Here is a 12497-nt window from a genome sequence, read left to right on the forward strand (position 1 = left end):
GACATCGGTGCGCACGTTTCGCCGCGAGATGGGGAAGGCCTTGCTGGGCCGTGGCTATTCCCGATCTGGCGCGACGATCTCGATTTGCGTTTGCACAGTTTTCTCGCGCAGGCGCGCTGTAAGGCGCACTGTGCCCGATTTTCCGCTTAGCCGCAGCCAGCACCCCGTCGCGCCGCCTGCCAGAACCGGACACTCCGGGCCGATCAAGCGGGCCGGGCCGTCGACCGTCAGAAACACCGGTTCGTTAAGGAAATGCAGCTTGTTTCCCGCCTGATCGCGCGCGCGGATCATCACGCGGATCTCGTTATCGGGTTCTGCTTTGGCGTGGGTTACATCGGGAGCCAGCTCCAGCGTCGTCAACAGCGCGTCAGCGGGGAAAACCCGCGTTGCGACGACTTCGCCTTTCAGAAATCCGGTGATCTTGCCGCCATGCCAGCTTTCGCCCCATTGGCCCAGTTCGGCCTCAGAAAAATGTCGGTGATCGATGATGATTGGCGGATGGGGCAGATGGGGGAAATGTTCGCGATCGGGACCGACGCGCTTGACCACATCGGCATAAGACAGCTCGACCTCGTCGCAATTGCTGAGCACGATCAGGGGCAGCACACCGCCGATGTTGCGTTCGCCGCGCGCCCAGACGGTGACCGGCTCCATCACAACTTTTTCCTCGGGCGACATCTGGCTGGCATAGGCATAGGCGGCGAATTTCGGCTCGCGGAAGATGCTCATCACGCCGTGATGACAAATCCGGTCGCCTGCGCCGAAATCTTTATGCGTGTTGTAATCGAACATGCACCAGCCAATGCAGCCCGCAATCCCCGCATCCGGGTCATGCGCCGCATTGAGAACCTCGAGATGGCGCAGGACATGTTCGTGCTGACGATGCTCGGGGTCGCCCGCCTTCGTGGGAAACATATGGCCGTTATATTCGGTCACCAGATAGGGCACGCGGTTGGGCAGCCCCGTGACCTCTTGTTGATCGCGCAAGCCCATGCGCGGGCGGTTGGTGCCGGGCAATTCGAACTCGCCCAGAACAAAATCATTCATCGTGTAGACGTCTTCCAGCAGATGGCTGTCAGGAATGCAGCGCACGCCGCCAGTGGGACGCGTCGGGTCAAGGTCATGGGCCAGCGCGTTCGTGCGGGCGTAGAAATCATCGGCATCGGGGCTTTCGTTGATGCGCACACCCCAGATGATGATCGCGGGATGGTTCCAGTCGCGCCGGATCATCCGCGCGACGTTTTCAACCGATTCATCCTGCCACACAGAGCCGCCGATATGCTGCCAGCCGGGAATCTCTTCAAAGACCATCAGTCCGATTTCGTCGCAGCGATCCAGAAAATAGGGGCTTTGCGGATAATGCGAGGTGCGCACGACATTGCAGCCCAGATCATAGCGCAAAATCTCGGCGTCGCGTTCCTGACTGCGCTGGCCCTGCGCATAGCCCGAGTAGGGAAAGCTTTGGTGCCGGTTCAACCCGCGCAACACGACCCGTTCACCATTGAGGAAAAAACCGTCGGGGGTGAATTCGGCGTGGCGAAAGCCGAAGCGTTCGCGCACCATATCGCCCGTGTCGGGCAATGTGACGGTGAGGGTGTAAAGCGCAGGCGTTTCGGGCGACCACAGGGTGATTTCTGATAGATCAGAAATTTCGATTCTTTCAGAGTCGCCTTGCTCACATCGCCCGACTTCGACGCCATCCGGATCGCGCAACACCAGCGCGACGGCCCCGGGTTGCGAGGTTTCAAGCTTCACCACCACACGCTTCTTGCTTTCCTGCACATCGGGTGTCTCGATCTTGACGCCGACGATATGACGCGCGGGCAGCACCTCCAGCCAGACATCGCGGTAAATGCCAGCATAGGTAAGATAGTCGATGCGCCCGCCGAACGGCGGAATATCGGGGTTTTCCGAGCCGTCAATGCGCACCGTCACGATGTTCGCGCCCGTATGCAGATGCGCGCTCAGATCGGCGACAAAAGGGGTGTATCCGTCGCGGTGGCGCGCTACTTCCTCCCCGTTAACCCACACAACCGCATCCGCCATTGCCGCGTCGAAACGCAGTTGCACGACTTGACCCGCCCAATCGGGTTGCCAGTCGATCACGCGCTGATAGGTAAAGACGCGCTGGAAATCGGCCTCGTCGAAATAGCTCAACGGCAGGTTAACGGCGTTATGGGGCAGGGTAACGCGCTCGCCTTGCATGGGCGATTGCGCCCAATCGGCCTCGAACCCTGCGGCAAAGCACCAGTCGGTGTTCAGTTTGGTGATTTGACGCATCCTACCACTCCGCAAAGCTGCCATCGGCGTGACGCCAGATCGGGTTGCGCCAGCGATGGCCCTCGCTTGCAGCCTCACGCACCTTGGCCTCGTTGACCTCAATACCCAGCCCTGGCCCCTGCGGGATCGCGACAAAGCCGTCCTGATAGGCGAACACCTTAGGATCAATCAGATAATCCAGAAGATCGGAGCCCTTGTTATAGTGAATGCCCAGCGATTGTTCCTGAATGAAGGCGTTGTAGCAGACCGCATCAAGCTGCAAATTCGCCGCCAGCGCTATCGGCCCCAGCGGGCAATGCAGTGCCAGCGCCACATCATGCGCCTCGGCCATCGCGGCGATCTTGAACGTCTCGGTGATACCGCCGGAATGGCTGGGATCGGGTTGCACGATATCGACATAGCCGCCTTGCAGGATCGCCTTGAAATCCCAGCGCGAATACAGCCGCTCGCCCAATGCAATCGGCGTCGCGCAATGGTTGGCAATCTCGCGCAGCGCCTCGGCATGTTCGCTCAGCACCGGCTCTTCGATGAACATCAGGTTGAACGGTTCCAGCTCTTTCGCAAGCTGCTTGGCCATCGGGCGATGCACGCGACCGTGAAAGTCGATGCCAATGCCGAAATCGGGGCCCATCGCCTCGCGGATCGCCTGCACGCGCGCCAGAACTGCGTCGATCTTGGCGTGGCTGTCGATGAATTGCAGCTCTTCGGTGGCGTTCATTTTGACGGCTGTAAAGCCGCGTTCACCACATTCCCGCGCCATGTTCGCGGTGTCGCCGGGCCGGTCGCCGCCGATCCAGCTATAGACCCGGATGCGGTCGCGCTGCTGCCCGCCCAAAAGCGCATGCACCGGCACGCCAAGCGCCTTTCCCTTGATGTCCCAAAGCGCCTGATCAATGCCCGCAATCGCCGACATATGAATGCCGCCACCACGATAGAATCCGCCGCGATACATCACCGTCCAATGGTCTTGGATATGGCCCGGATCCTTGCCGATCAGATAATCCGAAAGCTCTTCGACGCAGGCCGCAACCGTGGCCGCGCGGCCCTCAAGCACTGGCTCGCCCCAGCCGCTGATCCCTTCATCGGTCGAGATTTTGACAAAGCACCAGCGCGGCGGGACGATAAAGGTTTCGATGGCGGTGATTTTCATTTTGACCTCGTGGTGAATGCCAGCTGGGTGTGATGATGATAGGTTTCGCCCGGCCTCAGGATCGCATCGGGAAAATCGGGGCGGTTGGGCGCGTCTGGCCAGGCTTGCGGCTCAAGACAAAGCGCGTGATGCGCGGGTAAGTCGTTTGAGGGTGTGTTGACCGTGTAAAGCTGCAATCCCGGCTGGTTCGTGCAAAGCTGCATCTCTCGCCCCGACACCGGATCATACAGCACGGCCGCCGCGAGCAGCCCCTCGCGTGGATCAAGGCAATAGCAGTGATCGATTCCGCGATCACCCGCGCGCAAAACCGGGCGCGGGGCGCGATAATCAAACGCTGTGCCCTCTACAGGTTGCGGCGCACCAACAGGAATGTTCGCGCCATAGACAGGCAAATATCGCGTTGCCTCTATGTTAAGCAGATGATCACGCACAGGCCCGCCACCTGCCAGATTGAAAAACCCGTGCGAGGTGATCGAGACCGGACAGGCGCGCGATACGCGGGCGCGATAGGTGATGCTCAGTGTGTTCGGCTCGGACAGGGTGAATTCGGCCTCGATATCCATATCGCCGGGAAATCCCTGATCGCCATCGGGACTGTGCAGCGCCAGCGTAACTGAATGGGCGTGCTGATCCACAACCTGCCATTCGCGCCGGTCAAACCCCTCTGCGCCACCGTGCAAACAGGTCGCGCCCTCATTCGCGCTAAGCGCAAAGCTTTGCCCTTCCAGCGCAAAGCGCGCATTTCCAATACGATTGGCAAATCGCCCCACACTCGCGCCGCGAAAACTGCGAATTTTGCGATGATCTGCCGGGCTCGCCAGCCCCATCATTATCTCGCCCAACTGCCCGTCCCGATCTGGCACAAGCAGCGAATGCAGCACCGCGCCGAAGGGCAAAATGCTGGCCTGCATCCCCGAGGGAAGGGCGATTTGGCAAACCGGCTCAGCCATGCGGAGCCTCGATAAACGGGGCGACCTGATGCATGCGCCCGTTCAGGAACGCATCCGCCACAAGCCGCAAAGGTGTGAAATCAGCGTCACGCTCGCCCCGTGCGACCAGATCGCGGAAGCGTTCATAAAGACGCGCATATTCCGAGCTTTCGGCGATCGGCTGCACCTGTCCGTCAATAGCAAAACGTGCGCCGCCCTGATCAAGCGTAGCGCCACCTTCCTCTGTCTCCAAACGCATGCGCCACAGCTCATCGCCGCTTTCGCGCCAGTCGAAATGCGCGGTGATCGCCGCGTCGGCAGCGCGCATTTCAAGGCGCGCGGCAATCGGTGTTTCGCGCCCCTCGGGCACCTGCAAATCGGCCGAGATCAGGCGTGCCGGATCGGCCAGCACCGCCGTCAGGATCGAGAGCGCGTTGATGCCCGGGTCAAACACGCCAAGGCCGCCCGCTTGCCAGATCCATTGCTGACCGGGGTGCCACTTGCGCACATCTTCGCGCCAGTCGATCACCACTGTGCGCAGTGTCTTACCCGTTAGCCAGTCGCGGGCCGGATCAACCCCAGCCGCCGCGCGAGAGTGCCACGAAGCAAACAGGGTCAAACCGCGCCGCGCGGCTTCCTCGCGCAGGGCTTCAACCTCGGACAAAGTCGCGCCGGGGGGCTTTTCGAGCATCAGGTGACGGCCTGCGCGCAGCACGGCCATCGCCTGATCGAACCGCCCCTGCGGCGGGGTGCAGAGCGAAATCGCCGTGACATCTGGTTCTGCGGCCAAGAGGGCATCGATATCAGGGTAGCAGGGCAAATCGGGCAGCGTCGCGTTGCGGCTGGCCAGTGCGGCCAGATGCACATCCTCGACTTGCTCAAGCGCAGGCAGGTGTTGCGCGCGCGCAATCGCGCCCAGACCGACAAGACCGATGCCAAGGCTCATGCGCGCACCCGCGCGCCGTCATCGGCCCGAAACACATAGACATCGGCCGGATCGAAACGCAGCCCCACCGTGCCACCGCCCGCCGCCGAAAGCCGCTGATCGGTTTCCACAATCACCCGTTCCCCGCTAGGGGCGCGCAGGTGGGCATAGCTGACCCCGCCAAGGTTTTCCGCCATATCGACCTTAAACGCGCCGGACTCGGCGTCGATCTTGAGCGCATTAGGGCGTAGCCCGATCTCGACCTTGGTCCCTTCGGGCGGTAGCGCCAAAGGCAGATTGAGCGCGCTTTCCAGACCGGGCACCTCAATGGCACCCGCCTTGACGGTCCCGGCCAGAAAATTCATCGAAGGCGAGCCGATAAACCCTGCAACAAAACGGTTGTCAGGATCATCATACAGATCCATCGGCGCGCCGACCTGTTCGATATTGCCCGCGCGCAGCACGACGATCTTGTCGGCCATCGTCATCGCCTCGACCTGATCGTGGGTGACGTAAATCATCGTCGCGCCGATCTCGCGGTGCAGACGCGCGATCTCGGCGCGCATCTCGACGCGTAATTCGGCATCGAGGTTGGAGAGCGGTTCGTCGAATAGGAACACCTGCGGACCGCGCGTGATCGCCCGCCCGATGGCGACGCGCTGACGCTGACCACCCGACAGGGCGGCTGGTTTACGCTTGAGCAGCGGTTCAAGCTTGAGGATATCGGCCGCCTCACGCACTTTCGCAGCGATTTCGGCCTTGGGATGGCCGTTCATTTTCAGACCGAACCCCATGTTTTCGGCGACCGTCATATGCGGGTAAAGCGCGTAGGTCTGAAATACCATCGCGATGCCGCGCTCTGCGGATTCGGCATGGGTGACGTCGGCATCCCCGATCCGGATCGCGCCAGCTGTGGTCTCTTCCAGCCCCGCGATCATGCGCAAAAGCGTGGACTTTCCGCAGCCCGAAGGCCCGACGAAAACACAGAATTCACCGTGATCGACCTTCAGATCGACACCGTGGATTACCTCGACATCGCCAAACCGCTTGACGACATTCTGCAATTCAACTCCGCTCATCGGGTCTCCTCCCTGATTTGCTCGGGAAAGCGCCATGTTTCGGCGGCTTTCGCGATCTGCGCCGCTGTCTCAAGGATCAACGGTGCGTAAGATTCTAGGGCATCATGCCCCGCGCTATGGCCTGCCGTGATTGACAGCGCCCCAAGGACGCGGCCGCTTTGCGACAGGATCGGGGCCGCGATACAGCGGATGCCCGGTTCGTGCTCTTCGTCATCCCAGGCAAAGCCGCGCGCGCGGATCGCAGCGAGTTCGGCGCGCAGGTCGGTCTCATTGGCCAGCGTGGTCTTGGTGAAGGGGTGAAAGCTTTGGCGCGCGATTGCAGCCTCTAGCGGCTCGGGCGCAAGATGGGCCAGCATCGCCTTACCAACGCCTGTGCAATAGGCCGGGCCGACCTTGCCCGATTGCGAAAACATCTCGACCGGGCGGGAGGCGTTGCGCTTGTCGACATACAGCACCATGCCCTGATCAAGCTGCGCCAGATGCAGTGTCTGGCCGGTCTTGGCCGATAGCGCATCAAGATAGGGGGCCGCCACCGGCGCAAGCGAACTTTGCGCCCAAGCCGCATGCGCCAGCCGCACCAGACGCAGCCCCGGCGTATAGGTTTGACGATCTTCATCATATGCGAGCATGCCCTGATTGGTGAGCGTTTGAACAAAGCGATAGAGCGTGGCCTTGGGTAGCCCCGACACCGGAAGCAACTCGCCAAAGCGCACTGGCCGCCCGAACTCGGCGACAAGGTCTAGCACGGCCAGTGTGCGACCGACCGTTCCGTCGGACTGCGCCGGATGGGATTCGTGTTTTGTCATGGGCCTCCTCCACAGGGCTGTTGACAGAGTGCGTGATTCACGGCAGCATTTCAATATGTAAAACAAGGTTTCAATATTTGGGACTAACGCCGAGACCTTGCCTTACGAAAAACCGGGAGGAGAACCGATGAAACTTTTGAAAACCGCAGCCGTAGCGGCGCTGTTGGCTGGGTTGGCCCTGCCTGCATTGGCCCAGCAACGCACGCTGACACTGAATACCGACGCGTCCGATCCGGCCCCTAAAGCCGCCTTCGATCAGTTGATCAAAGGCTTCGAGGCCGAAAATCCGGACGTCAAAGTCGTTGTGAATATCTTCGATCACGAAGGTTACAAGACGGCGATTCGCAACTTTCTGACCGCCGACAGCCCGGATCTGGCGAACTGGTATGCCGGCAACCGGATGGCCCCTTTTGTCAAGTCGGGGCAATTTTTGGATGTGTCCGATGTCTGGGAAGAGAATGGCCTGAAGGATAGCCTCGCACCCGCGCTGTCGTCCATGACGATCGACGGCAAGCAATGGGGCGTGCCCTATACCTACTACCAATGGGGCATTTACTATAACAAAGACGTCTACAAGAAAGTCGGCGTCGAAGTGCCCAAGACCTGGGATGAATTCATCAGCAATTGCAAGAAGTTCAAGGCCGCTGGCATCGACTGCCTGACCACCGGCACCAAGGCCCTTTGGCCCGCAGCGGGGATTTTCGACTATCTCGATCTGCGCACCAACGGTTATGACTTCCACATGAAGCTGACCAATGGCGAAATTCCGTGGACGGATGATCGTGTGCGCAAGGTCTTTGCGGAATGGGCCAAGGTCGTGCCTTACACCACGCCGAACACGGCCGCGATCGACTGGCAGGATGCGGTGTCCAATATCGTTCAGGGCAAGGCTGCAAACTATGTGATGGGCAATTTCGCCGTAGCCACCTTCAAGGATGGCGGCATGACGGATGACTCGCTCGGCTTCATGGACTTCCCGGAAATCACGCCGGGCATCCCGCGCGCCGAAGAGGCCCCGACCGACACGATCCATATCCCCGCCGGGGCTAAGAACGTTGCGGATGCCAAGAAATTCCTCGCCTATATCGCGCGCGCCGATGTGCAAACCAAGATGAACCAGGAGCTGGGCCAGCTGCCGATTAACGTCAACAGCACGGTAGGCGACGATCCCTATCTGCAGGCGGGTTTCAAGATCCTGTCGACGGCGGATGGCGGTATCGCGCAATTTTTTGACCGCGATGCGCCCGCTGCGATGGCGAAGGCCGGCATGGAGGGGTTCCAGGAGTTCATGGCCAAGCCCGAGCGTCTGGATGCGATCCTTGATCGTCTCGAAAAGACACGCCAGCGCGTCTATAAAAACTGATCTCCGATCTATTGGCGGTGCCCTGTCATGGGGCGCCGCTTCTCCTTTGTTCCGCATTGATCCCAAAGATCGAGGATAGCGCCGATGAGTGTTTCCCCCGCCATTTCCCAAGGTTCCGCAGGTCAACCCGCGCCGCGCAAGCGCCGCCGGTTAAGCCGCAAGCTTGCGCCTTGGCTCTTCCTTGCGCCGGGCATGTTCATGTTCCTGATCTATGTGCTCATCCCGATCGGGCGCTCGGTGTGGATTTCGTTCTATCAGTGGGACGGGCTCAGTCCGGCGCATTGGATCGGGCTTGAGAATTACGCCGAGCTTCTGGATGATGATGCGTTCTATACCAGCCTCAAGAACAACGTGATCTGGCTGGTGCTGTATATGCTGGCGATTCCGCTGGGCCTGTTTATCGCACTCTTTCTTAACCAGACGGTGCGAGGCATCCGGATCTACAAGTCACTGTTTTTCTTTCCCTTTGTGATCAGTCAGGTTGTTGTCGGCTTGATCTTCTCGTGGTTCTACGCCCCCGGTTTCGGGCTGTTTTACAAGATCACGGAATGGTTCGGGGGGCAGGGCGTTGCGGTGCTTGCCGACGAAAACCTCGTGACCTACGGGATTATCGCGGCGGGGCTTTGGCCGCAGATTGCCTATTGCATGATCCTGTATCTGACGGGGCTGAACTCGGTTGCGCCCGACCAGATCGAGGCCGCACGTCTGGACGGTGCCAAGGGGATCAAGATGCTGTGGTATGTCGTGCTGCCGCAACTGCGCCCGGCGACCTTCATCGCGCTGGTGGTGACCATTATCGGCGCGCTGCGCAGTTTTGACCTGGTGTCGATCATGACCTCTGGCGGGCCATACGGATCGTCGCGGGTGCTGTCTTATTACATGTATGAACAGGCGCTGTCGGAATACGGTTATCGCATGGGCTACGGCGCGGCGATCGCGGTGGTGCTGTTTGCCATCATGATGATTTTCATCTCGGGCTTCATCTGGAAGATGTGGCGCGACGAAAGGGGGCTTTGAGATGTTTCCGCGTCCGATCCAAACTATGAGTCCCGCCGCGCGCACGGCCTATAAGGTGGCGCTGCCGGTGATGCTGGTCCTGTGGCTGCTGCCGCTGTTGGGGGTGGCGATGACCTCGCTGCGCCCCTCCAGCGATCTTGCGCAGGGCAATTACTTCGGAATGCCCTCATATCTGGCATTTTCGAATTATCTTGATGTGTTTCGCAATTCGCCCTTTGCCAGCTACATGCTGAACTCGTTCCGCGTCACGATCCCGACGATGATCGGCGCGGTGGCGCTGTCGTGCCTGACGGGCTATGCGCTGGCGGTTTACAAGTTCAAAGGCAACCTGCTGATCTTCTTCCTTTTTGTGGCAGGCAACTTTGTGCCGTTCCAAATTCTGATGGTGCCGGTGCGTGATCTGACGGTGAAGATGGGGCTGTATGACACGATCACCGGGCTCGCGCTGTTCCATGTCGCGTTCCAGACCGGATTCTGCACGCTGTTCATGCGCAATTTCATCAAGGCTCTGCCGCGCGAGCTGATTGAGGCCGCGCGGGTCGAGGGCGTGGGCGAATGGCAGATTTTCTGGCATATCGTGATGCCGCTGGTGCGTCCGGCGATTGCGGCGCTGTCGGTGTTGATCTTCACCTTCATCTGGAATGATTATTTCTGGGCGATGGTACTGACCACGGGCGCTGATACGCAGCCGATCACTGCCGGTCTGAATTCGCTCAACGGGCAATGGGTTGCGGCTTGGCAACTGGTGTCGGCAGGCTCGATTCTCGCCGCGCTGCCACCTGTGGCGATGTTCTTTCTGATGCAAAAGCACTTCATTGCGGGGCTGACGCTTGGGGCGGTGAAGTGATGCGCGTATGGCAATTGCGAGATGCGCGCCAAAGCCTTGTTCTGGCCAGCCGCGATGATCGGCTGCCAGAGGTGATCTACTGGGGTGCGGCCCTGCCCGAGGGCGAGGATCTGGCGCAACTGGCGGCCAGCGCCGAAATGGATGTGACGGGAGGGATGCTTGATCGCAATCCCGATCTGTCGATCTGCCCCGAAGCCGCGCAAACCTTCCCCGGAGAGCCGGGGGTGATCGCGCGCGATGCGCAGGGACGCGTGCTGCGCCCGGCCTTTCGGTTTGCATCAGAAGAGGTTCGCGACGACCGGCTTACGCTGGTTTATCGTGATGCGGCGTTGGGTGTGAGCTATCGGGCCGATTTCGCGCTCGACGCCGCTACCGGAATGATCACCGCGCGGGCCGCGCTGGAAAGCGAGACCCCGATCACGCTGCATTGGCTGGCCGCTCCGGTCTTTCCCGCACCGCAGCTTTGCGATGAGATGCTGGAGTTTTCGGGCCGTTGGTGTGGCGAGTTCCAGATCACCGCGACTCCTTGGACTGCCGGTCAGCGGGTGCGTGACAATCACACCGGACGCACAGGGCATGAACATTTCCCCGGCCTCATCTTGCCCACACGCGGCGCGAGCAAAACCAGTGGCGAAACCCGCGCCTTTCATTACGGCTGGTCGGGCGGGCACCGTATGGTGGCCGAGGAACTGCCCGATGGGCGGCGTCAGATCCAGTTCGGCCATGCTTCGGGCAGTGAGATGGCGCCGGGAACGCAGTTTGAAACAGCGACCCTTTACGCGGCCTATTCGGTTGCGGGATCAAATGGTTGTGCGGTGATGTTTCAACGTCATCTGCGCGACCGGATCGTGCAATTTCCCTCTGCGGCATTGCCCCGCCCGGTGCATTACAATTGCTGGGAAGCAATCTATTTCAACCACGACCTGAGCGAACTGTGCGAGATTGCGGATCGTGCCGCCGCTCTGGGTGCCGAGCGTTTCGTGCTGGATGACGGCTGGTTCGGGCGGCGCGATGATGACACGACAAGCCTTGGCGACTGGGCGGTCGATCCGCGCAAATATCCCGACGGATTAGGGCCGTTGATTGCGCATGTGAACGCGCTTGGCATGGGGTTTGGCCTGTGGTTTGAACCCGAGATGGTCAATCGCGACAGCGAGTTGGCGCGCGCTCATCCCGACTGGCTGCTTGGGCCAGAGGATCAGATTGAGGGTCGCCAGCAGTGCGTTCTCGACATCGCGCGCCAAGACGTGCGTGATCATCTGTTTGCGGCGATTGATGCGCTGCTGTCAGCGCACGCGATCGAGTATGTGAAATGGGATCATAACCGGGTTCTGCCCTATTCGGATGCGGATCAAGCACGCGGAGTCTATGCGTTGCTTGACCGGTTGCGCGCAGCCCATCCGCAGGTGGAATTTGAAAGCTGTGCGTCAGGGGGCGGGCGGATTGATTTTGGCATCTTGGAACGCACGACGCGGGTGTGGTTGTCCGACAGCAATGACGCGATTGAACGGCTGCGCATTCAGCATGACGGTGCGCTATTTCTGCCGATGGTGGTGACGGGCAGCCATGTCGGGCCACGCCGCTGTCACACCTCGGGGCGCGTGATCGACATTGAGATGCGCGCTTGGGTGGCCGCCCAACGTCATATGGGTTTCGAGATGGACCCGCGCGAATTGACAAAGGATGAGGCGCAAGTCTTGAGCGAGGTCACGTCCTGGTGGAAAGCCAACCGTGACTGGCGTGCGCGCGCCGATATCCTGCGCCTTGAATCTGCGGACCCTGCGGTAATAGCCGAGATGCAACTGGCCGAAGATGGCGCTCAGTTTGTCGTATTTGCCGGTCAGAGCGAGACCTCGGCGCAGATCTTGCCGCGTCCACTGCGCCTGACGGGGTTGGACCCGCAGGCGCGCTATCGGCTGAACCTGCGCAATCGAGTGCAGGCACCGGCCCTGTCGCGTGGAGAACCTGCGCTGAAAACAGGCCCGCTGGAGTTGAGCGGGCAGGCCTTGATGGGGCAGGGTGTGAACTTGCCTTGGGGTTTTGCGCAAACCATGTGGGTGATCGAAGGGGAGAGGCTATGACAGCTCTGGAAGCCGACGAA

General features: G+C 60.5%; 10 protein-coding genes. 4 read left to right on the forward strand and 6 right to left on the reverse strand.

What is annotated here, in order from left to right; genetic code table 11:
- Window positions 1-54: 54 nt before the first annotated feature.
- The 6 genes from DT23_RS14550 to DT23_RS14575 are packed head-to-tail and all read right to left on the reverse strand — an operon-like array spanning window position 55 to window position 7169.
- Window positions 55-2280, reverse strand: a complete 2226-nt coding sequence (locus DT23_RS14550) for a glycoside hydrolase family 2 protein (protein ID WP_038132382.1) — start codon at window positions 2278-2280, stop codon at window positions 55-57.
- Window position 2281: 1 nt separating this feature from the next.
- Window positions 2282-3430: a galactonate dehydratase gene (dgoD, locus tag DT23_RS14555; RefSeq protein ID WP_038132383.1), complete on the reverse strand. Its 1149-nt coding sequence runs from the start codon at window positions 3428-3430 to the stop codon at window positions 2282-2284.
- The gene (locus DT23_RS14560) at window positions 3427-4380 is read right to left on the reverse strand and encodes an aldose epimerase family protein (protein ID WP_051697327.1); all 954 of its coding nucleotides are present in this window, start codon (window positions 4378-4380) and stop codon (window positions 3427-3429) included. Before DT23_RS14560 ends, dgoD begins: the two co-directional genes overlap by 4 nt.
- Window positions 4373-5305, reverse strand: a complete 933-nt coding sequence (locus DT23_RS14565) for a Gfo/Idh/MocA family protein (protein WP_038132385.1) — start codon at window positions 5303-5305, stop codon at window positions 4373-4375. Before DT23_RS14565 ends, DT23_RS14560 begins: the two co-directional genes overlap by 8 nt.
- Window positions 5302-6363 (reverse strand): ABC transporter ATP-binding protein, encoded by a 1062-nt coding sequence (locus DT23_RS14570; RefSeq protein WP_038132387.1) that lies wholly within the window; start codon window positions 6361-6363, stop codon window positions 5302-5304. Before DT23_RS14570 ends, DT23_RS14565 begins: the two co-directional genes overlap by 4 nt.
- Window positions 6360-7169 (reverse strand): IclR family transcriptional regulator, encoded by an 810-nt coding sequence (locus tag DT23_RS14575; protein WP_038132389.1) that lies wholly within the window; start codon window positions 7167-7169, stop codon window positions 6360-6362. Before DT23_RS14575 ends, DT23_RS14570 begins: the two co-directional genes overlap by 4 nt.
- Window positions 7170-7296: 127 nt before the next feature.
- Here DT23_RS14575 and DT23_RS14580 point away from each other — a divergent pair, with 127 nt between their 5' ends.
- The 4 genes from DT23_RS14580 to DT23_RS14595 all read left to right on the forward strand — a co-directional run bounded on the left by DT23_RS14580 (window position 7297) and on the right by DT23_RS14595 (window position 12477).
- Window positions 7297-8532: an ABC transporter substrate-binding protein gene (locus DT23_RS14580; RefSeq protein WP_038132390.1), complete on the forward strand. Its 1236-nt coding sequence runs from the start codon at window positions 7297-7299 to the stop codon at window positions 8530-8532.
- Between the two features lie 84 nt (window positions 8533-8616).
- Complete coding sequence (locus DT23_RS14585) at window positions 8617-9549, forward strand: carbohydrate ABC transporter permease (RefSeq protein ID WP_038132391.1); 933 nt, start codon at window positions 8617-8619, stop codon at window positions 9547-9549.
- A gap of 1 nt (window position 9550) precedes the next feature.
- Window positions 9551-10396, forward strand: coding sequence for a carbohydrate ABC transporter permease (locus DT23_RS14590; RefSeq protein ID WP_038132393.1), 846 nt, complete (start codon window positions 9551-9553; stop codon window positions 10394-10396).
- A complete protein-coding gene (locus DT23_RS14595) occupies window positions 10396-12477 on the forward strand; it encodes an alpha-galactosidase (protein WP_038132394.1) in 2082 nt (693 codons plus the stop codon). The genes DT23_RS14590 and DT23_RS14595 overlap by 1 nt, the downstream gene beginning before the upstream one ends.
- Window positions 12478-12497: the final 20 nt, after the last annotated feature.

The sequence above is a fragment of the Thioclava indica genome (assembly GCF_000714545.1).
Taxonomy (GTDB): Bacteria; Pseudomonadota; Alphaproteobacteria; order Rhodobacterales; family Rhodobacteraceae; genus Thioclava; species Thioclava indica.

Excerpts from the sequence above, each read along its gene's own strand:
- DT23_RS14550 (WP_038132382.1), bottom strand. The coding sequence starts at position 2,280 with ATGCGTCAAATCACCAAACTGAACACCGACTGGTGCTTTGCCGCAGGG.
- dgoD (WP_038132383.1), bottom strand. The coding sequence starts at position 3,430 with ATGAAAATCACCGCCATCGAAACCTTTATCGTCCCGCCGCGCTGGTGC.
- DT23_RS14560 (WP_051697327.1), bottom strand. The coding sequence starts at position 4,380 with ATGGCTGAGCCGGTTTGCCAAATCGCCCTTCCCTCGGGGATGCAGGCC.
- DT23_RS14565 (WP_038132385.1), bottom strand. The coding sequence starts at position 5,305 with ATGAGCCTTGGCATCGGTCTTGTCGGTCTGGGCGCGATTGCGCGCGCG.
- DT23_RS14570 (WP_038132387.1), bottom strand. The coding sequence starts at position 6,363 with ATGAGCGGAGTTGAATTGCAGAATGTCGTCAAGCGGTTTGGCGATGTC.
- DT23_RS14575 (WP_038132389.1), bottom strand. The coding sequence starts at position 7,169 with ATGACAAAACACGAATCCCATCCGGCGCAGTCCGACGGAACGGTCGGT.
- DT23_RS14580 (WP_038132390.1), top strand. The coding sequence starts at position 7,297 with ATGAAACTTTTGAAAACCGCAGCCGTAGCGGCGCTGTTGGCTGGGTTG.
- DT23_RS14585 (WP_038132391.1), top strand. The coding sequence starts at position 8,617 with ATGAGTGTTTCCCCCGCCATTTCCCAAGGTTCCGCAGGTCAACCCGCG.
- DT23_RS14590 (WP_038132393.1), top strand. The coding sequence starts at position 9,551 with ATGTTTCCGCGTCCGATCCAAACTATGAGTCCCGCCGCGCGCACGGCC.
- DT23_RS14595 (WP_038132394.1), top strand. The coding sequence starts at position 10,396 with ATGCGCGTATGGCAATTGCGAGATGCGCGCCAAAGCCTTGTTCTGGCC.